The 20178-nt window shown below is 73.0% G+C and carries 18 protein-coding genes and 1 pseudogene; 6 read left to right on the top strand and 13 right to left on the bottom strand.

The window, feature by feature from the left end:
• Positions 1 to 88: 88 nt before the first annotated feature.
• Entirely contained in the window at positions 89 to 2017 is a 1929-nt protein-coding gene (locus tag AB0873_RS29580) for a PucR family transcriptional regulator ligand-binding domain-containing protein (RefSeq protein ID WP_366603819.1), read from the bottom strand.
• A 101-nt stretch (positions 2018 to 2118) separates the two neighbouring features.
• Entirely contained in the window at positions 2119 to 2928 is an 810-nt protein-coding gene (locus AB0873_RS29575; RefSeq protein WP_366603818.1) for an RNA methyltransferase, read from the bottom strand.
• A 303-nt stretch (positions 2929 to 3231) separates the two neighbouring features.
• On the opposite strand from AB0873_RS29575, the gene AB0873_RS29570 reads away from it, so the two are divergent.
• Positions 3232 to 4644, top strand: coding sequence for an endo-1,4-beta-xylanase (locus AB0873_RS29570; RefSeq protein ID WP_366603816.1), 1413 nt, complete (start codon positions 3232 to 3234; stop codon positions 4642 to 4644).
• 127 nt (positions 4645 to 4771) lie between these two features.
• Positions 4772 to 6613: a thiamine pyrophosphate-requiring protein gene (locus AB0873_RS29565; protein WP_155334136.1), complete on the top strand. Its 1842-nt coding sequence runs from the start codon at positions 4772 to 4774 to the stop codon at positions 6611 to 6613.
• A 10-nt stretch (positions 6614 to 6623) separates the two neighbouring features.
• Here AB0873_RS29565 and AB0873_RS29560 read toward each other — a convergent pair whose 3' ends face one another.
• Both AB0873_RS29560 and AB0873_RS29555 read right to left on the bottom strand, forming a co-directional pair.
• Positions 6624 to 6806 (bottom strand): DUF397 domain-containing protein, encoded by a 183-nt coding sequence (locus AB0873_RS29560; RefSeq protein ID WP_366603823.1) that lies wholly within the window; start codon positions 6804 to 6806, stop codon positions 6624 to 6626.
• Entirely contained in the window at positions 6803 to 7606 is an 804-nt protein-coding gene (locus AB0873_RS29555; protein ID WP_366603814.1) for a helix-turn-helix transcriptional regulator, read from the bottom strand. The genes AB0873_RS29560 and AB0873_RS29555 overlap by 4 nt, the downstream gene beginning before the upstream one ends.
• Before the next feature lie 189 nt (positions 7607 to 7795).
• Here AB0873_RS29555 and AB0873_RS29550 point away from each other — a divergent pair, with 189 nt between their 5' ends.
• Positions 7796 to 8344 (top strand): hypothetical protein, encoded by a 549-nt coding sequence (locus AB0873_RS29550; protein ID WP_366603812.1) that lies wholly within the window; start codon positions 7796 to 7798, stop codon positions 8342 to 8344.
• A 159-nt stretch (positions 8345 to 8503) separates the two neighbouring features.
• Here AB0873_RS29550 and AB0873_RS29545 read toward each other — a convergent pair whose 3' ends face one another.
• The 7 genes and pseudogenes from AB0873_RS29545 to AB0873_RS29515 form a co-directional block, all read right to left on the bottom strand.
• Complete coding sequence (locus tag AB0873_RS29545; protein WP_155331307.1) at positions 8504 to 8860, bottom strand: hypothetical protein; 357 nt, start codon at positions 8858 to 8860, stop codon at positions 8504 to 8506.
• 155 nt (positions 8861 to 9015) lie between these two features.
• Positions 9016 to 11229 (bottom strand): transglycosylase domain-containing protein, encoded by a 2214-nt coding sequence (locus AB0873_RS29540; protein WP_366603810.1) that lies wholly within the window; start codon positions 11227 to 11229, stop codon positions 9016 to 9018.
• Positions 11230 to 11387: 158 nt separating this feature from the next.
• A complete protein-coding gene (locus tag AB0873_RS29535) occupies positions 11388 to 12167 on the bottom strand; it encodes a hypothetical protein (RefSeq protein ID WP_366603808.1) in 780 nt (259 codons plus the stop codon).
• A 141-nt stretch (positions 12168 to 12308) separates the two neighbouring features.
• The gene (locus AB0873_RS29530) at positions 12309 to 13418 is read right to left on the bottom strand and encodes an SPFH domain-containing protein (protein WP_155331304.1); all 1110 of its coding nucleotides are present in this window, start codon (positions 13416 to 13418) and stop codon (positions 12309 to 12311) included.
• Between the two features lie 4 nt (positions 13419 to 13422).
• Positions 13423 to 13890 carry an NfeD family protein gene (locus AB0873_RS29525; protein ID WP_366603806.1) on the bottom strand — a complete coding sequence of 156 codons (468 nt, stop codon included), beginning with the start codon at positions 13888 to 13890 and terminating at the stop codon, positions 13423 to 13425.
• Between the two features lie 86 nt (positions 13891 to 13976).
• Positions 13977 to 14222, bottom strand: a complete 246-nt coding sequence (locus tag AB0873_RS29520) for a zinc ribbon domain-containing protein (protein WP_366603821.1) — start codon at positions 14220 to 14222, stop codon at positions 13977 to 13979.
• 38 nt (positions 14223 to 14260) lie between these two features.
• A pseudogene (locus AB0873_RS29515) lies at positions 14261 to 15202 on the bottom strand (transposase); the annotation flags it as partial.
• Between the two features lie 277 nt (positions 15203 to 15479).
• Between AB0873_RS29515 and AB0873_RS29510 the strand changes: the two are divergent.
• The gene (locus tag AB0873_RS29510) at positions 15480 to 16787 is read left to right on the top strand and encodes a serine hydrolase domain-containing protein (RefSeq protein ID WP_366603804.1); all 1308 of its coding nucleotides are present in this window, start codon (positions 15480 to 15482) and stop codon (positions 16785 to 16787) included.
• A 69-nt stretch (positions 16788 to 16856) separates the two neighbouring features.
• On the opposite strand, the gene AB0873_RS29505 is transcribed toward AB0873_RS29510, so the two are convergent.
• Complete coding sequence (locus AB0873_RS29505; protein WP_155331300.1) at positions 16857 to 17672, bottom strand: DUF3097 domain-containing protein; 816 nt, start codon at positions 17670 to 17672, stop codon at positions 16857 to 16859.
• Between the two features lie 225 nt (positions 17673 to 17897).
• Here AB0873_RS29505 and AB0873_RS29500 point away from each other — a divergent pair, with 225 nt between their 5' ends.
• On the top strand, positions 17898 to 18692 hold the full coding sequence (locus AB0873_RS29500; protein ID WP_155331299.1) for a hypothetical protein: 795 nt from the start codon (positions 17898 to 17900) through the stop codon (positions 18690 to 18692).
• Between the two features lie 301 nt (positions 18693 to 18993).
• On the opposite strand, the gene AB0873_RS29495 is transcribed toward AB0873_RS29500, so the two are convergent.
• The gene (locus AB0873_RS29495) at positions 18994 to 19599 is read right to left on the bottom strand and encodes a TetR/AcrR family transcriptional regulator (protein WP_155331298.1); all 606 of its coding nucleotides are present in this window, start codon (positions 19597 to 19599) and stop codon (positions 18994 to 18996) included.
• A 28-nt stretch (positions 19600 to 19627) separates the two neighbouring features.
• On the opposite strand from AB0873_RS29495, the gene AB0873_RS29490 reads away from it, so the two are divergent.
• Positions 19628 to 20113 (top strand): alpha/beta hydrolase, encoded by a 486-nt coding sequence (locus tag AB0873_RS29490; protein WP_366603802.1) that lies wholly within the window; start codon positions 19628 to 19630, stop codon positions 20111 to 20113.
• Positions 20114 to 20178 lie beyond the last annotated feature (65 nt).

Below are 20178 nucleotides of genomic sequence, written 5' to 3'. Positions count from 1 at the left end.
CGACCAACTCCACCAACTCGGCTACCAAGTCACGGTCCACCCCGCACAAGCAGCCTGACCTGATCACCACGACCGCCCGATTTTCGTATCAGGGGGTGCGGATGGCGTCCAGGGCAAGTAGGGCCACGTGCAGGGAGAGGCAGGCGTCGACCGAGTCCAGGTCGACGTCGAGGATGCGGCCGATCCGGGCCAGGCGCTCGTAGAACGCCGGGCGGGACAGGTGCGCGGCCGCAGCGCTCGCCGACTTGTTGCGGCCCTGCTCCAGGTACGCGCGCAGCGTGCCCAGCAGCTGCTCGCGGGGGTGCTGGGCGTCGTACGCGAGCAGGGCCCCCAGCTCGCGCTCGACGAACGTCTGCACCCGGGGCTCGTCCCGCAGCAGGTGCAGCAGGCCGGCGAGTCCCACGTTCGGCAGCCGGAAGACCGGCAGGTCCCGGCGGTCGCGCCGGGCGGCGTCGGCGATCTGGCGCGCCTCGACCAGCGACCGCCGCGCCTCCCGCAGGCTGCCCACGCCCGAGCCGGCGGCGATGACGACGGCGGCGGACGGCACCAGCCGCACGGGCGCGGCACCGCCCCGCGGCACGCCCCCCACGCCCGACGCCTCACGGGGTGCCGGCACACCGCCGCCACGGGTCTCCTCGTCCGGACCGGGCGCGGCACGGGAGGGCTCGGCCGGCCGGGGCACGTGCGCGTCCGGGCGGGTGCGGCGCAGGGCGGCGGCGAAGGTGGCGAGCGCCCGCTCCTCGAACGACGCGTCCGGCAGGGCGAGCAGCGCCCCCACGGCCTGGTCGTCGAGGGCGCTGGTCAGCGCGGTGAGCTTCGCTTCGCGGACGGCGTGCCCGACCGCCTCGGCGAGGTCCCGCAGCCGGGCCGGCCCGGCCTCCGGCGCGCCCGGGGCGAGGCCAGGTTCGCCGGCCGATTCGTGGCCACCGTCGCCGGCCGGGTCGTCGGTCCGGTACCGGACGACCACGCCCACCAGGTGCCGCCGTTCCAGCACCACGCCGAGAGCCCGCGCCCGCAGCGCCACCTCGTCCACCGGCCGGGAGTGGTCGAGCAGAGCGGTGAGCAGGGTGCGGTGCAGCTGCCGCTCCAGGCCTTCGGCGTCGCGGCGGATGAGCCGCCCCAGCGCCAGGGTCGACGCCGCCCGCTCCACGAGGATGGTCAGCCGGGTCGGCGGGCTGTCCGGGGTGCCCGCGCCGGCCGCCGGCTCGCCGGGTCGGGCCCCGCCGGTGGGCGCGTCCCGCCCGGACTCCGGCGGCCGGCGCGGGCCACGGGTGGTCAGTTCGCCGTCGCCGGGCCAGCGCAGCAGCAGCCGCCCCCAGTCCTGCCCGCGGGCTCCGACCATGGTCACCAGCCAGCCGCTGTCCGTGTCGTACGCGGTCCGCCCGGCCGGCCGGATCCGCCGCGAGTGCTGCTCCCAGCCGTCGAGCAGCAGTTCGGCGCTCTCCCCCGCCGGGTCGTACGCGAGCACCTGCCGGGACAGGTTCTCCAGCACCACCGGGCATCCGGACAGCTCGGCGGCCTGCCGGACCACCTCGCCCGGACCGGCGCCCTCGACGGACAGTTCGGTGAACCGCTGGTGGATCTCCTCGGTGGCCCGCAGCTCGGTGAGCTGCGCGTCGACGATCAGCGCGTGCACGGCCTCGGTGATCCGCACGAACGGGGTGGCGCGCCGCAGCTCGACCAGGGGCAGCCCGCGCCGCTCGGCGGCGGCCGCCATCACGCGGGGTACCCCGCTGAGGTACCGGCGGCCCAGCTCGACGACGAGGCCGGACACCCCGACGTCGGCCAGGTCGCCGATGAACGCCCGCAGTCCGGTGTCGTCGGCCGGTAGCCCGATCCCGGTGGTCAGCACCAGTTCCCCACCGCCGAGCAGGGTGGCGATGTCGGGTACCTCCGCCACGTGCACCCAGCGGACCGGCCGGTCCAGCCCGGCGTCGCCCGCGACCAGACGCGGCGCGCCGTGCCGCACCGGCTCCAGCGCAAGCACCTCACGGACGGTAGGGAACACGGCCGACACGCTACCGTGAGTGACCTCGCAACGCTCACCCCCGGTGGTCCGCCCGGTCACGGACGGAGTGGCCGCGGCACCACCGTGCCGGTGCGGTGGCGGTGGTCCGGTCAGAGCGGGTCGTCGCGGCCGAGTTCCCAGCAGGCGACGGCGGTGGCGGCGGCGACGTTGAGCGAGTCGACGCCACGCCGCATCGGGATCACCACGCGGACGTCACTGGCGTCCATGGCCGCCCGGGTCAGGCCGGCGCCCTCCGCACCGAGCAGCAGGGCCGCCCGGGCCCGCTGGCCGGCGTCGAGGTGCTGGATCGGCACCGCGTCCGGGGCGGGGGTCATCGCCAGCACGGTGAAGCCGGCCGCCCGCACCTGGGCGAGCGCGTCCGGCCAGGGGTCGAGTTTGGCGTACGGCACGGCGAACACCTCGCCCATGCTGACCCGGACGCTGCGCCGGTAGAGCGGGTCGGCGCAGGTCGGCGAGAGCAGCACCGCGTCGACGCCGAGACCCGCGACCGCCCGGAAGATCGCGCCGAGGTTGGTGTGGTTGTTGACGTCCTCCAGGATCACGACGCGGCGGGCGGCGGCGAGCACCTCGGCCGCCGGTGGCAGGGGGCGACGCCGGAACGACGCCAGCACTCCCCGGTGGACGTGGAAGCCGGTGGCCTGTTGCAGGACGTCCGGCGTCGCGGCGTAGATCGGCGCGTCCCCGGTGTCCAGGTCGGCGAGCTGGTCGGTTCGTTTGGCGTCCACCAGGTACGACCGGACCGGGTAGCCGGCGCGCAGCGCGCGGCGGAGCACCAGTTCGCCTTCGGCGATGAACAGGCCGTGCGGTGGCTCCCAGCGGGTCCGCAGCTCCACGTCGGTGAGGGCGCGGTAGTCGCCGATCCGATCGTCGTCGGGGTCGGTGATGAGGTGGACGGGCACCCGACGATTCTGCCGGACGGCCCGCCGCCTCCCGCAGACGCCGCCCGCCGGCCGGTTACCGGAAGGCCCTGAGGGGCCGGCACGGCATCGATCAGGTTGAGCATCTTGGTCGGCCGACGCCGCCCCGGACATCGAGGTTGAGCTTTCCGGAAACATTCCGTTAGCATCGATCCGCGCGGATGGGCACCCCATCGGAATACTCGCAGGCACCCGGGCAGCCTGCGGCGGGTCGCGCCCGGCGCGGATGGGCAGCGCCGGCGGAACCCCGCACCCACCATCCGACCTCCCGGAAGGCATTTCGCCATGAGCAACCCACCGGTCCCCCGTGCGGACCGACCGAGCCGGGCCCGCGCCGCCCGACTCCTCGCCCTGACCGCAGCGGTCACGGGCGCCCTGGTCGGCGCGACCGTCGCCCTCGCCCCGACGGCCAGCGCCGGCACGACACTCGGCGCGTCCGCCGCCGAGAAGGGCCGCTACTTCGGTGCCGCGGTCGCGGCGAACAAGCTGTCCGACAGTACGTACGTGGGCATCCTGAACCGCGAGTTCAACTCGGTCACGCCCGAGAACGAGATGAAGATCGACGCGACCGAGCCGCAGCAGGGGCAGTTCACCTTCACCAACGCCGACCGCATCGTCAACCACGCCCGGTCGAACGGCATGAAGGTGCGGGGCCACACCCTGGCCTGGCACTCGCAGCAGCCGGGCTGGATGCAGAACATGTCCGGCACCGCGCTGCGCCAGGCGATGCTCAACCACGTCACCCACATGGCCACCTACTACCGCGGCAAGATCGATTCCTGGGACGTGGTGAACGAGGCGTTCGCCGACGGCTCCACCGGCGCCCGCCGCGACTCGAACCTCCAGCGCACCGGCAACGACTGGATCGAGGCGGCGTTCCGCGCCGCGCGGGCCGCGGACCCGAACGCGAAGCTCTGCTACAACGACTACAACACCGACGACTGGACGCACGCGAAGACGCAGGCCGTCTACCGCATGGTCCAGGACTTCAAGCAGCGCGGCGTGCCGATCGACTGCGTCGGCCTCCAGTCGCACTTCAACAACCAGTCGCCGTACCCGAGCAACTACCGCACCACGCTGTCCAGCTTCGCCGCGCTCGGCGTCGACGTGCAGATCACCGAACTGGACATCGAGGGGGCGTCGGCGGACACCTACCGCCGGGTCGTCGAGGACTGCCTCGCCGTCGCCCGCTGCAACGGCATCACGGTCTGGGGCATCCGGGACACCGACTCGTGGCGGGCCTCGCAGAACCCGCTGCTCTTCGACGGCAGCGGCAACAAGAAGCCCGCGTACACCGCGGTGCTGAACGCCCTCAACGGCGGCGCCACGCCGCCGCCCAGCACCACGCCGCCGCCGACGACCCCGCCGCCGTCGACGCCGCCGCCCAGCACGCCCCCGCCCGGTCCCGGCGGCTGCTCGGCGACGGTGTCGCTGCAGACCTGGACCGGCGGCTTCGTCGCCACCGTACGGGTCACGGCCGGCTCCGCCGGCACCAACGGCTGGGCGGTCAACCTGACGCTTCCCGGCGGCGTCTCGCTGGTCAACACGTGGAACGCCACACCGAGCGCCAACAGCGGGGCGGTCCGGTTCACCAACGTGAGCTACAACGGCCGGCTGGGCTCCGGCCAGACCACCGAGTTCGGGTTCCAGGGCAACGGCAACGCCGGCACCCTGCCCCCGGCCTGCTCGGCGAGCTGACCGGGCCGGCGCCCGGTGCGGGTTCCCCCCTCCCCGCACCGGGCGCCACCCTTTCGTGGCGTTTCGTCCGGTCCGCTCCGGGAACCCGCCCGCCGCAGGCGCGAGCGGAGGGACCGATCAGGTGAGCATGGACGGCGACAGGTACATCCCGGCCGCCCCGTGGCCCCTGCCCCGCGACGCCACGGTCGCGGACCACATCGTGCAGCGGATGGCCTGCTGGGGCGTGCGCCGGTACTTCGGCTATCCGGGCGACGGCATCAACGGCATGACCTCGGCCCTGCAACGCACCCACGAACAGGCGCACTTCGTGCAGGTCCGGCACGAGGAAACCGCCGGCTTCGCGGCGTCGGCGCACGTCAAGTACGGCGGCGGCCCGCTCGGCTGCATCCTCGTGACCAGCGGTCCCGGCGCGATCCACGTCCTCAACGGCCTGTACGACGCCAAACTCGACCACCAGCCGGTCGTCGCGCTGCTCGGTCACACCGCGCTCACCGCCGAGGGCGGCGGCTACTACCAGGAGGTCGACCTGCTCGCCCTCTACAAGGACGTCGCCGCGGCGTTCCTCGCGCAGGTCGACCACCCCGCCCAGGTCCGCCACCTGGTGGACCGGGCCTGCCGGACGGCGCTCGACCGCCGTACCGTCACCGCCCTGGTCCTCCCCCTCGACCTGCAGGACAAGCCGGCGGTGCCGGACCCACCGCACGCGCACGGCTACTACCACACCAGCAGCGTGCCGAGCACCGGCCCGACCGTGCCGCCGGAGGCCGACGTCCGCCGCGCCGCCGAGGTGCTGGGCAGCGGCGAGCGGGTGGCGATGCTCGTCGGGCAGGGCGCGCTCGGCGCCGAGACCGAGGTACGCGAGGTCGCCCACCGGCTCGGTGCGGGCGTCGCGACCGCCCTGCTGGGATTCGCCGCCGTCGACCACCGTGAGCCCTGGGTCACCGGCGCGATCGGCCTGCTCGGCACCCGGCCGAGCTGGCACCTGATGAACCACTGCGACCGGCTGCTCATCGTCGGCAGCAACATGCCGTACTCCGAGTTCTATCCGCCGCCCGGGCAGGCACGGGCGGTGCAGATCGACCGGGACGGCACGCTGATGGGGCTGCGCTACCCGACCGAGGTGAACCTGACCGGCGACGCCGCACCCACCCTGCGGGCGCTGCTGCGGGAGCTGGGCCCGGGGCCCGGACCGACGAGGTGGCGGGAGACGATCACCCGGGAGACGGCGGCGTGGCGGCAGGCGCAGCGCGACCTCGCCCAGCAGCCCGCCGACCCGGTCAACCCGCAACTGCTCTTCGCCGCCCTGAGCGACCGGCTGCCCGACGACGTGATGCTGGCCGTCGACTGCGGAACCGCGACCGCCTGGTACGCGCGCCACGTCCAGGTCCGCCCCGGGATGCTGGCCAGCCTGTCCGGCACGCTGCTGTCCATGGGCGGCGCCATGCCGTACGCCCTCGCCGCCAAGTTCGCCCACCCGGACCGCCCGCTCGTCGCGCTGATCGGCGACGGCGCGATGCAGATGAACGGCGTCAACGAGCTGATCACCGTGGCCAAGTACTGGCGCGGCTGGCCCGACCCGCGCTTCGTCGTCCTGGTGCTCAACAACCGGGACCTGGCGTTCGTCAGCTGGGAGCAGCGGTCCACCGAGGGCACGCCGATGTTCCCCGACAGCCAGCAACTGCCCGACATCGGCTACCACCGGTGGGCGGAGGTGCTCGGACTCGGCGGCGAACTCGTCGACTCCCCCGACCAGATCCCGGCGGTCTGGGAGCGGGCGTTGACCGCCGACCGGCCGACCGTGATCAACGCGCTGGTGGACCCCGCCGAGCTGATGCTGCCCCCGCACTTCACCGCCGACCAGGCCCGCAAGACCGCCGGGGCGCTCTTGCGCGGCGACACCGACTGGGCGGGCATCCTCCGGCGGGGCCTGCCCGCGACGGTCGCCGCGTACAAGCCGCGCCGGGGTTGACCGCCGTCGGTCAGTCGCGCTTCACCGCGGCGACGAAGACCCCCCAGGCGTACGGCTCGAAGCGCAGCGTCCCGCCGTCGCGGTCCTTGGAGTCGCGCACCAGCACCACACCCGGCAGATTGTCGGCAACCTCCACACAGGACCCACCGTTGGTGCCGGATCGGGTCGACGTGCGCCAGAGCGCGCGGGTCACGTCCATCGCTGTGCCGCTTCCGTGAGCAGGTGGAGGGACTGCCGGCAGGACAACGCCTGTCCGTGAATCGCCTCCCACGTCTTCTGGAGCGTAGCAATGTCCTCGCATTTGTCGACGACCTGCGCCCGCACCTGGTGGTCGAGATGCGCCGCCGTCGAGCCGTCCGGAAGCGTGGCCAGGATGAAGCCACCCTGTAGCCCCGGGTAGACGGGCGTGTCGGCGGGCACCACCTGAATCTGGACGTGCGGCTGATCGGCACAGGCGGCCAGGTGCGCGAACTGTGCTGCCAGCATGCCGGGCGGCCCGTCGACCGGCCGGTGGAGGGCCGCGCCGTCGAGGACCACCGTTAGGTGCGGAGGCCGCTCGGCGGTCAATATGGACTGCCGGCTCAGCCGGGACGCGACGCCCTGCTCGATCTCGTCGGCGGTCATCCGCCCGGCCGCCCGGAAGATCGCCCGGGCGTACTCCTCGGTCTGGAGCAGACCCGGCACGAAGGCCGGTTCGTACCAGCGGAGCGGGACCGCTTCCCGTTCGAACTCGATCCATTCGCGCAGCCAGACCGGGGCGGCGTCGTCCTTGACCAGGTCGGACCAGAGCCGGACGAACAGCCCGCCGGTGTCGAGCGCCTTGTCGATCGCGGCGAGGTAGTCCTCCCGGGGCGGCCGGGTGCCCAACTCCACGGCGCTGACCTGCTTGCCGGAGAAGTGCGCCCGCTCGCCCAACTCGTCCTGGGTGAGCCCGGCCAGGGTGCGCTGGCGGCGCAGTTCGGCCAGCAGGAACTCCGACGCGGACACGCTCATCGGTTCTCGATCCCCTCTACGCCGACCCGCCGCGATTCGCGGCCGTTCTCCGGCAGAGTGGCCAGGCTCCCCGGCGACCTGCCGAAGCTTCCGAGCGTAACGGTGTCCTCACCAGACTGTGCGCGTGCGGCGCCGGATCGGTCCGTCCCCCGGCCGATCCGGCGCCGCCGCATCGGAGAGGAGAACATGATGGACGGCGAGGTCGAGCCGCACGCCCTGCCCATCGCACTCCCGATCTGTGGAAGCGCGGCGTCGACGCGGATCGAGGTCTACTCGGCCGACTCCCTCGACGCGAACGCGTACACCTGCGATGTCCACACCGATGACGCCCTCGCCGAAATCGGCCGGGCCGGACTCCAGGGGCATCCCGTACCCCTCGCGCCGGACATCACCCGGCCCTGCGGACACGTGCACGTCTACCCCACCGGCCAGTTGGGTGACCGGCACGACCCGGGCCATCCGCCGTGGTGCGACCGGGCCGGCTGCACCACCCGTGGCCAGCACCGGTCCGTCCAACTGCCGATCAGCGTCGGCCAGCCGGAGGCGGCCATCGCCTATCTGGCCCTCACCCGGTGCCTCGCTCCGGCCCTGGAGCCGGCGCTGACTCTCACGGTCGTCGACGGCGACACCGGCACCGAGGTCGTGCTGTCCCTCGGGCAGGGTCGCGTCCTGTCGTACCGGGTTCGCCGACTGCTCGACCTGGCGACCCGACACCCCGGCAGGCGACCGCGCCGGTAGTGCCCCATCGGTCGACGGCGGCCCGCCTCGGTTCACCGAGCGCAACGGACGCTGGGAGGGCGCTGCACACGAGGAGCCCGCTAACCGGGGCGAGGGCTGGACAATGATGAAGCGCCCGTTCGAGGGCCGCCCCGGCTGCGGTCCATCGGCCCGGCTGCCCTACTGCGGCGGGTACTGCTGCGGCGGGTACTGCTGCGGGGGCGGCGCGACCTGGGTCACCGTCGTCGTCGAGCGACTCTTCGACTGGGCGAACCACCAGTGGATCGGCCAGATCACCCAGGCGATGCCGCAGGTGAACAGGCCGCCGACGGCGTAGAGGACGTGCATCCAGCCGGGAATCCCGCCTGAAGCCACGGTGGTCTGGTGGTAGCCGATCGGCGGGGGGTACGCCTGGGGCGGGTACGGGCCGGACGCCTGCGGCGGCGGGTACTGCGGGCCCCCCATCGGCGGCGGGTACGAGCCGGCTTGCGGCGGAACGGGCTGCTGCTGATGCTGGGTCGGGTCGTCCGGATACATCGGGCCAGGCTATCGCCGCGGGTCCACATCGGGCGCCCGCCAATCGGGCATGAAAAGCCCCGCCCTCGCCCGACCGCCGACGGGCACCGCGCCGGCTCGTTAAGAAGGGCCCCTTGTACAACGCCAGGCGTTAACAAGGGGCCCTTCCTTACACCTCAGCCGCGGCGGTCGAGCCAGCGGCGGAATTCCTCCAGCGGGTCCTCGGTGCGGTCCTCGCGGCGGTCGTCGCGCTGCGGGCGGCGGTCGTCCGGCTCGGGACGCTCGGTCGGGCGCTGCGGGTCGCCGACCAGCGCCGGGCTGGGCGCGGCGAACGCCTTCTCGGGCTGGCCCGCCACTGCGGTGGCGATCACCCGGGCCACCGCGTCGATCACCTTCGCCTGCACCGGGCCGCCGACGGCGTCGGTCGTGTCGTCGGGGTTGGCGGCGATGCCGGCCACCGCGACCTGCGGGGTGAAGCCGACGAACGTCTCGGTGGCGTTGCCCTCGGAGCTACCGGTCTTGCCGGCGACCGGGCGGCCGTCGAGGATCCGGGTCACCGAGGTGGCGGTGCCGCCGTTGCACTGGCCGAACGGGGACTGCTGGCCGACCGGGCAGCGGGCGGCGTCGGTGGCGGCCCGCGCGACGTCGGCGTCGAGCACCCGCTTGCAGGACGGCTCGACCGACACCGTCGAGCCGTCCGCCGCGGTCACCGAGACCACCGGCAGCGGCTTGCAGTACGTGCCCTCCGCGGCCACGGTGGCGTACGCGTTGGCCAGGTCGAGCGGGGTGGTGGAGGCGACGCCCAGGGTGAAGGCGCCCCAGTTCTCGGCGTTGTTCTCGGCGAAGGTGGCGTCGGCGTCGGCGCGGAAGGTGATGCCGAGGCGCTGCGCCATCTCGACCACCTTCTCCGGCCCGACCTGCTCGGCGAGCCACACGAAGTACGTGTTCACCGAGCGGCCGAAGCCGTCCCACATCATCCGGTACCCGTCCATCCACTCCGGGTTGGCGTTGGCCGGGCACCACCGGCCGTCGCAGGAGCCCTCGCCGTCGGCGGCGTACCGGGTGGGCAGGCGGCTCGGCGCGTCGAAGCCGGTGGACAGCGGCTTGCCGGCCTCCAGGGCGGCGAGCATGGTGAACAGCTTGAACGTCGAACCCGCCTGGTACCCGGCGACGCTGCCGCCGCCGGAGATCAGCGGGTTGACGGTGTTCGGGTGGTTGACCTGCCCGTCCGGGTTCGCGTCGAGGCTGTAGTGCCGGTTGACCGCCAGGGCGAGGACGCGGCCGGTGCCCGGCTCGACGGCGGCGATCGGCAGGGCGCGCTTGTTGTCGTACCCGTAGACGCTGGTCGCCTGCTGCTGGGCGGTGGCCTGGACCTGCGGGTCCAGCGAGGTGACGACGGTGTAGCCGCCGCGGCGCAGCGCCTGCTCCCGCTCCTCGACGGTCGCGCCGAAGGCCGGCTGGGTGAGCCACCACTGGCGCAGGTAGTCGCAGAAGAAGCCCCAGTCGTCGTGTCCGCCGGCCGGGGCGGTGCAGCCGTTGGGCTGGGCGGTGGGGCGCAACGTGAGCTTCTCGGCCTTGGCGGTCGCGGCCTGGTCGGCGGTGGCCGCGCCGGTGCCGACCATCGCGTCGAGCACGTACGCCCGCCGGTCCAGCGCCGCGTCGGCGTCGCCGTCGATCGGGCTGTACGCCTCGGGCGACTGCACCAGCCCGGCGAGCAGGGCCGCCTCGGCCAGGGTCAGGTCGGCCGGCGCCTTGGCGAAATAGCGCTGGCTGGCCGCCGCGATGCCGTACGACCCGGACCCGAAGTACGCGATGTTCAGGTAGCGGTTGAGGATCTCGTCCTTGCTGAGGCTGTCCTCCAGCGCGTTCGCGTACCGGATCTCCTGGAGCTTCCGCTCGACGGTCTGCTCGGTGGCCGCGGCGCGCTGCTCGGCGGTGCGGCCGGGGTCGTTCTTGAGGACGTTGCGGACGTACTGCATGGTCAGCGTGGAGCCGCCCTGCGCGGTCTCGCCGCCGCGGACGTTGGCGACCAGGGCGCGGGCCATGCCCCGCAGGTCGACGCCGCCGTGGCTGTAGAAGCGGCGGTCCTCGGCCGCGACGATGGCCTGCCGCATCACCGGCGCGATCTCGTCGAGGGGCACGTCCGTGCGGTTGACGTCGTAGAACGTGGTGATCAACGTCTTGCCGTCGTTGGCGTAGAGGTAGGAGCGCTGCGGCGTGGCCGGGGTGCGCAGCGCGTCGGGCAGCGCCGAGTAGCCCCCGAGGGCCGCGCGGGCGGCGAACCCGACCAGCAGGTTCCCCGGCAGCGCGGCGACCGCCAGGATCAGACCGGCGACGAGGCCGGCGAGCAGCACGGTGAACAGCCGCGCCAGCGGCGTACGGGAGGCCATGGTCCCCAGGATTGCCACGAAAGCCGCCAACCGACCACCCTGAGCAGGCCGTTGTCAGCAACCTCACGGTAAGTAACCAGCCCCCTCCCAGCGGGCACGTCCGTTGATCATGAGGTTAGCGGCAGTATCGGAGATCGACTTCGCCGCTAACCTCATGATCAACGGGGCGGGGCGGGGGTGGAGGTCGCGACGCTGGCGTTCGTCGCGTCGCGGATGATGTCGCGCGGGAGCAGGCGGCCGGAACGGTAACCGATGCCGATACCGGCGATCAGCACGAAGATCGCCCCGAACGTCTGCAACGAGCCGATCAGCGACCCGCCCAGGCCGAGCAGCGGCGCCGCGATCATCAGCATCGCGCCGTCCCCCATGCTGAACATGCCCGAGCGGGCCACCGCCCAGCCGATCGACAGCCACGCCAGGCTGTAGAACGTCGCGCCGACGAGCACCAGCGTGCGGGCGGTGGTGCCGAAGACCGGCGTCTCCTCCGCCAGGCCGGCGAACGGCAGCATGAGCACGGTGCCGGCGAGGCCCAGCAACAGGCCGGCCACCGCACCGCGGCGGCTGCGGGTCGCCGCGAGCAGGCCGGTCAGGGCGAGCACCGCCAGCAACCCGAGCCACACCGCGACCACCCACCCCACCAGGTAGAGGGGACGCCCGTCGGCCGGGTACGGGTCGTTGCCGATCCCGCCGTCGCTGGCCATCGACACGAGGCCGTAGAGGATCGCGTACGCGGGAAGCAGCCACACCGCCGCGCGGGCCAGCCGTCGCAGCGACCAGGCCCAGGTGGCGTTGGTGGCCGGCGCCGCGGGCGGCGGGTCGCCGACGAACGGCAGCACCCCGAAGCCCCCGCCGGTACGCCGGGTGCCCAGCGGCCCGGCGGGGTCGTGCGCGCCCGGCACCGCCGCCGAGGACCGTGACCGCTTCGCCGGATCCATCATGGGTGACCTCGCTCCCTGCACGAGCGGTGCGGGACACGCCGGGGCGCCCCGAGGCCTGGTCACCGCCCGTCCTAGGACCGATGGTGGCAGGCGCCGGAGCGCCCCATGAGGGGTTCTCGGTTTTGGCCCGGGTTTACCGGATCAGCCCCGTTCGCGCTGGTCGGCGGGGTCGCTGAGGAGGCTGGCCGGGGAGACCGGCTCCGGCGCGGGGAGCCCCTGCGGCGCCTTGCCGCCGGTGGCCTGCGCCTCGGCGACGCGTACCTCGTCGTGGATCTCCTGGGCGGCGGCGGCCGCGGCCTGCGCCGCCTCGGCGGCCTCGCGCTCGACCTGGCTCGCGCCGTCGGAGGCCTCCGGCGACGGGACGTCGCCGACCATCTGGCTCAGCCCGCCCAACGCGCCACCCATGCCCTCCAGGGCCTTGGTCAGCTCGGCCGGGACGATCCAGACCTTGTTGGCGGTGCCGTTGGCGATCTGCGGCAGCGCCTGGAGGTACTGGTACGCGAGCACCTTCTGGCTCGGGTTCGCCTGGTGGATCGCGTCGAAGACCGTGCGGATCGCCTTGGCCTGGCCCTCCGCCTGGAGGATCCGCGCCTGCCGGTCACCGTCGGCGCGCAGCACCGCCGCCTGCTTCTCACCCTCGGCGGTCAGGATCTGCGACTGCTTGTGCCCCTCGGCGTTGAGGATCGCGGCACGGCGGTCCCGCTCGGCGCGCATCTGCTTCTCCATCGAGTCACGGATGCTCGGCGGCGGCTCGATCGCCTTGATCTCCACCCGGGTGACCTTGATGCCCCACCGACCGGTGGTCTCGTCGAGCACGCCGGACAGGTGCCGGTTGATCTCCTCGCGGCTGGTGAGCGCCCGCTCCAGGTCGAGGGAGCCGATCACGTTACGCAGCGTGGTGACGGTGAGCTGCTCGATGGCCTGGAGGAAGTTCGAGATCTCGTACGTCGCCCGGACCGAGTCGACGACCTTGAAGTAGAGGACCGTGTCGATCGAGACGACCAGGTTGTCCGAGGTGATCACGGGCTGCGGCGGGAAGCTGACCACCTGCTCCCTCATGTCGACCTTGGTGCGCACCGAGTCGACGAACGGCACCAGCAGGTTGAGCCCCGGGTTCAACGTGCGCTTGTAGCGGCCGAGCCGCTCCACCACGTCCTGGCGCTGCTGCGGCACGATGCGCACCGACTTCGCCAGGGTCACCACCGCGATCACCGCCACGGCTATCAACAGGACCGGGAACACGAGTTCCATATGCTCACCTTTTCGCGTCGGGTAGCTCGCCGGGGGAAGAAAGGTCGTCCCGCCACACCAGGGCGGTGGCGCCGCGTACCTGGATCACCTGCACCCGGTCGCCCGGGACGAAGACCTGGGTGGCGTCGTAGGAGCGGGCCTGCCACAACTCGCCGTCGATCTTGACCAGGCCGTGGTCGGTGTCGACCCGCTCCAGCACGAGGGCGGTGGACCCCTCGATGGCCTCCACGCCGAACGGCTCCTCGCCGCCGGCCGGCGCGGAGCGCCGGCGCAGCGCCGGGCGGACGCCCAGCACGGTCAGCGCCGAGACCACCGCGAAGACGATCGCCTGGATCTCCACAGGGGCACCCAGCGCCGCGGCGCCCGCGGCGGCGAACGCGCCGACCGCGAACATGATCAGAAAAAGCGTCGTCGTGAAGATCTCGGCGATGGCGAGCACCACGCCGAGCACGATCCACAGCACCGCGTCCACGTAACGATCGTGACACGCGAATGCCAGTGTCATCGAACTGTCATGTTGGCCTCCACCCCACGGCTTTAGCCGGGGGATCCCCGTAGCTAAGGCGTTTCAGGCCGTAGCCGTTGGGGTGGTTGGCGCTTCGTTGACCGCCCAGCGGCGAGGTCTCCACGCCCGATCACCGCAAGCCCGGCGGCGAGGATGTTCTTGGCCGCGTTCACGTCGGCGTTGTCCTGGTGCCCACAGGCGACGCACCGGAAGACCACTTGGCTCTCGCGGGACTGTCGGGCGACATGCGTGCAGGCATTGCAGGTTTGCGACGTGTACGCGGGGTTGACCTTGACAATGGTCGCCCCATGGTAGCGGGCGGCGTGCTCAATCTGGACAGGAACGCCCCCCAGCCCTTGGCGAGAATGGCCCGATTCAGGCCAGCCTTCTGCCGCACGTTACGGCCGGGCTGCTCGAGGCTGCCCCTGGCGCTGGCGGTCATGTTCGCGATCCGCAGATCCTCCATGACGACCAAGCCGTGGTCGCGAACGAGCTGCACGGCGGTCTGCGCTGCGAAGTCAGCCCGCCGGTCGCGGATACGGGCATTGAGACGGGCAAACTCACCTCGGATCCGATCGCGACGATTCGACCGGCGGTTACGGCCATGCACCCGCAACGAACGGGACAAGCGTTGCTGCAACCGCTTCAGTCTGACCGTCTCGCCTGGGGTGACGAACCCCCGGTCGTGCCGGTCGCCGTCGGAGGTGACCACCGCCACAGCTACACCCCGATCGACGCCGACTGGCGGCTTCCCGTTGGGCGCCGACTCGGCCACGCCGTCCTCAACGCAGAACGAGATGTACCAGCGCCCACCGCGGCGCGAGACGGTAGCGTTGCGGACGGCGCCGCCGAGCGGCCGACTCCACCGGAACCGCACCGCTCCAAACTTCGGCAGCCGCACTTCACCCCACCGCCGACTGAGCCGACGCACTACGATCTGCTCGCGATCGGGAAACCGGAACGACGGCGCGGTACGCGACTTGGACCGCCACCGCACCTTCCACGTCCCATGCGCCTTGCAGGCCCGTTCCAGGTCCCGCAACGTCTGCTGCAGCACGTGCGACGGAGCGTCGGCCAGCCACGCGCAATGCGGGTCCTTCTTCGCCTCAGCCATCTGCCGAGCCTGGCCCACATAGCCGATGAACGCCCCACGTCGACGGTACTCACGGCGCTGCTCCAACGCCGTGTTCCACACTGCCCGGCACGCCGCACCAACCTGTTCGGCATAGGCGGCCTGCTCATCGGTCAACGCGAGCAGGTAACGACGGCCGGTCAACATTCAACGCCCCTGGCCTGCTCCACGTACTACGTCACCGTCGCCAGCGGGCGCCACCGTAGCCGCCAGAAGCACGAGTTGACCTACGACGCCGCCAGCCAGCAGCAAGCAACCTGAACCCTCCCGCAACCCCATGGCGGACACCCAGCCAGCGTACAGCTGAGCACGACCCGCCGTCCGTCCACAACTGACACGCGGGCCCTACGCCCAACGCCCGGTTCTGCGTGCTACGCATTTCGTGATCAGTAGGCTTCGGGCAGCCGCGCCAGGAGGAGAGCCTGTGTCCCTGCTGCCCGAGACCGCCCGCCGGATCGACACCCTGGTCGCCGAGGCGCAGTCCGCCGGACGTACGCCGTCGCTCGCGATCGGCCTGGTTCGGGACGGCGCGCTCGCCCACCTCGCCACCGCCGGCGACACCCCCCGCCCGGACGCCGACCTCCAGTACCGCATCGGCTCGATCAGCAAGACGATGACGGCGACCCTGGTCCTGCAGGAGCGCGACGCGGGCCGGCTGGCGCTGGACGACCCGCTCGACCGGCACCTGCCCGGCACCCCGGTCGGCGGGCTCACCCTGCGGCACCTGCTCGGCCACGCGAGCGGCCTGCAACGGGAGCCGGTGGGCTCCTGGTGGGAGCGGGCCGAGGGCGGGGACCTGGCGGCACTGCTCGCCGGGCTGCACGCCGACAAGATCGCCTACCCGCCGCACCGGTCGTACCACTACTCGAACCTGGCCTACGGGCTGCTGGGCGGCGTGCTCGAACGGGTCACCGGCACCGCCTGGGCGGACCTGCTGCGGCAGCGGATCCTGGAGCCGCTCGACATGCGCCGGACCACGTACGCCGCGACCGAGCCGTTCGCCCGTGGCTACGTCGTCCACCCCTGGACCGACACGCTGCGGGAGGAGCCCCGGACGGACACCGGCGCGATGGCCCCCGCCGGTCAGCTCTGGTCCACCGTGGCGGACCTGGCCCGCTGGGCGGCGTTCCTCGCCGACCCCGCCCCGGAGGTGCTCACGCCGGAGACGGTGACCGAGATGTGCGCGCCGGTGGTGATCAGCGACCTGGAGTCGTGGACCGGCGGGCACGGTCTCGGCCTGGAGCTCCACCGGCGCGGCGACCGTGTGTACGTGGGCCACGGCGGCTCGATGCCCGGCTACGTCGCCGCTCTCGTGGTGCACCGGCCGAGCCGCACCGCCGTCGTCGGCTTCGCCAACTCGTACGGCTTCCGCAAGGGCGGGATCGGCGGTCTCGCCCTGCGGCTGCTCGACCTGGTGCTGGACGCCGAGCCGGTGCCCCCGGCGCCCTGGCGACCCGCCGCCGCGCCGCCGGACGAGGTGGCCGGGCTGGCGGGGCGCTGGTGGTGGATGGGCGTGCCGATGGACGTCACCTGGGAGGCCGGCGAGCTGGTGGCCGCCGTACGCGGCGAGCGGGTCAGCCGGTTCGCCGTGGAGGGGCCGGACCGCTGGCGGGGCCGCTCCGGGCCGGAGAACGGTGAGATCCTGTCGGTGCTGCGCGACGGAGCCGGCGCGGCCGTGGCGCTGGACATCGCCACGTTCGTCTTCACCCGCAGCCCGGACGAGGAGCCGTGAGGTCTCGGCGGCGTCGGACCGGCTCAGCGCCAGGGCCGGGCCGGCCCCCGCGACGTGCCGGGCGGCCCCTCAGTCCTCCGGCTCGGTGACGAAGTCGATCAGGCGCTCCATCGCGTTGATCAGTGGTGTCTCGACGTCGGCGAAGCTGTCCACCCGGGAGAGGATGTGCCGCCACATGTCGGCGGGCTCGGCCACGCCGAGAGCGGCGCAGACCCCCTCCTTCCAGGGCCGGCCGGGCGGCACCACCGGCCACGCCGCGATGCCCAGCGCCGCCGGCTTGACCGCCTGCCACACGTCGACGTAGGGGTGCCCGGTCACCAGCACGTACGGGGAGGTCACCCGGGCCACGATCCGGCTCTCCTTGGAGTTCGGCACGAGGTGGTCGACGAGGACGCCGAGCCGCCGGCCCGGGCCGGGCGCGAAGTCGCGGACCTCCGCGTCGAGGGCGTCGATGCCGTCCAGTGGCTCCACCACGACGCCCTCGATGCGCAGGTCGTCACCCCAGATCCGTTCGACGAGGGCGGCGTCGTGGATCCCCTCCACCCAGATCCGGCTGGCCTTGGCCACCTGGGCGCGGACGTTGTCCACAGCGATCGAGCCGGAGGCGGTGCGCCGCCGGGCCGCCGGCACCGTGGGGCGTGCCGGACGGCGCAGCGTCACCGGCCGGCCGTCGAGCAGGAACGCCGCCGGCAGCAGCGGGAAGTTGCGCCGCCGCCCGTGCCGGTCCTCCAGCACCACCGCGCCGGACTCGAAACCGACGACGGCCCCGCAGAAACCCGAGTCGGCGTCCTCGACCACGAGGTCGATCTCGGCGTCCACCTCCGGGGTGACCTTGCGCCGCCGCCAGTCCCCCGCCAACACGTCCTGGTCGTACCGCCCCACCATGCCGATCACGCTAACGACCCGTGCCCGCGTCCCGCTCCCGCCACGCCGCCCGCCCGCCCGGCCCTCGTCGATCACGAAGTTGCGGTGCCTGACAAAGGCCACGGAACGCCAGAAACGTCCACCACAACTCCATGATCGGTGAGAGTGGGACGAGCAGGGCGCGGGAGACCGACGGCACGGGCGGCAGTCGAGACAGGGGCGGTCGTCAGCACGTACCCTTTCGGCATGTCCACCCCCGCAGCGGGCGCCGCCACCATCGCGCCGCGCCGGTCCAGCCGGTTCGTTGCCTGGGTACGCGCGTGGCGCGCCGGGCTGGTGCCCTTCGACGAGGTCGCCGACGCCATCGCCGGTGACGAGGAGCACCTGGTCGCGGACGCCCCCGGCACCTGGACCGACGTCCCGCTGCCCGAGGCCCTGCCCACCCTCGCCAAGCTCTCGCCGGACGAGATCCGCCTGGTGCTGCCCGCCCCGGGTGACCCGCGGGGGCTGCCCGGGCCGGGTGACTTCGCCGGTGCGGCGCTGCTCGCGGGCGAGGCGGTGGTGGCCGGCGCGCTCGGCCTGATCCCGCAGGTCCGCACGCACACCTCCGGCTCCGGGGACACGTTCGAGACGGTGCTGTGGCGGGTCTACCCGCTGCCCGCCGACGCCCCGGCGGCGTCGCTCGCGCTGCCCGGCGCCGCCGAGGCGGAGGCCGAGCTGGCCGCCGCGCTGGCCGAGACCACCGCGGCACTGACCCGGCTGGACGTGGCGCAGTGGCGCCCCGAGCTGGCCGGAGCCCTGGAGGCGCTGCGCCGCCCCGACGGCACCACCGACCTGCCGCCCGGTTTCGACCCGCGCGCCCGCCGGCTGTTCGCCCGCGCCGCCGTACTCGACCGGGTGCTCGCCCTGGCCGGGCACGCCGCGCCCGGCGGCGCGATCAACAACTACGAGGCCCAGCAGCGCGACGCCGCGTTGCGCCCACTGACCACCGCCTGCCGGCAGGCGCTGGTCGCCGCCTGCAACGCCCCGCTGCGCGCGTAGCCCACGCCGGCCCCACCGGTCCGGTCGCCGCGTCCGCCCCGCGTGCCGTACTCGCTTGGCACCGGCCCGGCCTGCGTGTTCGCCTCCGCGCCGGCCCGGCCTGCCGTGTTCGCTCCGATCGGGTCGCCTCTCCGGCCGGGCGACATACCCGTCGGCCCCTTTGCTCTGCTTCAACCCACGCACCGGTTCCGGCACAAAACCGTTGCGTCCGTTGAAGCAGAGCAAAGGGAGGGACGCGGGACAGTCGGGGACGGCGGAGCGAGGGGCCACCCGAGGGTGCCGGCGGGGTCTCCGGCGATCCTTACGTCCCGTACGCCGCTAGGAAGACCCGCACCGCCTCGTCGGCCCAGCGGTGCAGGTCCGCCTCGGGGAACGTGTCGCGGACGCCGAACATCGCCTCGTTCAGCGGGATCGACAGGATCAGGTAGTTGAGGTGCTGCGCGGCGAGCAGCGGGTCGGGCGCGCGCAGCAGCCCCCGCTCGGTGAGCCGCGTGATGACACCGGCGAGGGTGGCGTGGGCGCGCTCGGGCGCGGCGCGGTGCCAGGCGCGGGCCAGGTCGGGGAAGCGGCCCGCCTCGGCGATGAGCATCCGCCGCAGCTGGATCAGGTGCGGCCGGGTCACGCCGACGATGTGCTCACGGGCGAACGCCCCCAGGTCACGCGGCAGGTCGTCGGACTCGGCGAGCGCGTCGACGAACGCCGAGCCGGCCTGTTCGGCGTCGGCGACCGCCCGGGTGAACACCGCTTCGAACAGGGCGTGCTTGTCGGCGAAGTGCGCGTACACCGTCACCTTGGACGCGCCGGCCCGGGCGGCGACACGGTCCATCCCGGCGCCGACGTAGCCGTGTTTCAGGAACTCGGCGAGGGCGGCGTCGAGGATCGTCCGCCGTTTCAGGTCTTTCCGCACACCAAAACTGTACTGTACCGTTCAGTTCATGCCCACGGTCACCTCGCGGGACGGCACCCGCATCGCGTACGAGAGCACCGGGTCGGGGCCGCCGCTGGTCCTCATCGACGCCGCCGGCCACTTCCGGGCCAACAGCTCCCTCCGCGAACTCGCCGACCAGCTCGCCCCGGAATTCACCGTCCTCCGCTACGACCGCCGCGGGCGCGGCGACAGCGCCGACACCCCGCCGTACGCGCCGGCACGGGAGGTCGAGGACCTCGCCGCGCTGGTCACGGCGGTCGGCGCACCCGCGTCGCTGTACGGATACTCGTCCGGCTGTCTCCTCGCGCTGCACGCCGCGGCGGCCGGCCTCGACGTTCACCGGCTGGTCCTGCTGGAGCCGCCGCTCGACCCGGCCGAGGACTCCGCCGAGCAGCGGGCGTTCACGGCGGCGCTGCGAGAGTCGTCCGGCGAGGACACCGTCGCCTTCTTCCTGACCGGCATCCCTGTGTTCCGCAAGATCACCTTGCTCTAGTGTCATGAAATCGGGGGTTGAGCTGGGTAAACGCGGCTTGGCCCAGTGACATGGCGTGTCACTAG

The organism is Micromonospora sp. NPDC047707, from assembly GCF_040704235.1.
In the GTDB taxonomy this organism is placed as follows: domain Bacteria; phylum Actinomycetota; class Actinomycetes; order Mycobacteriales; family Micromonosporaceae; genus Micromonospora.
Note: the sequence above shows the minus strand (reverse complement) of the source record. Positions and strands in the feature narration are given on the sequence as shown.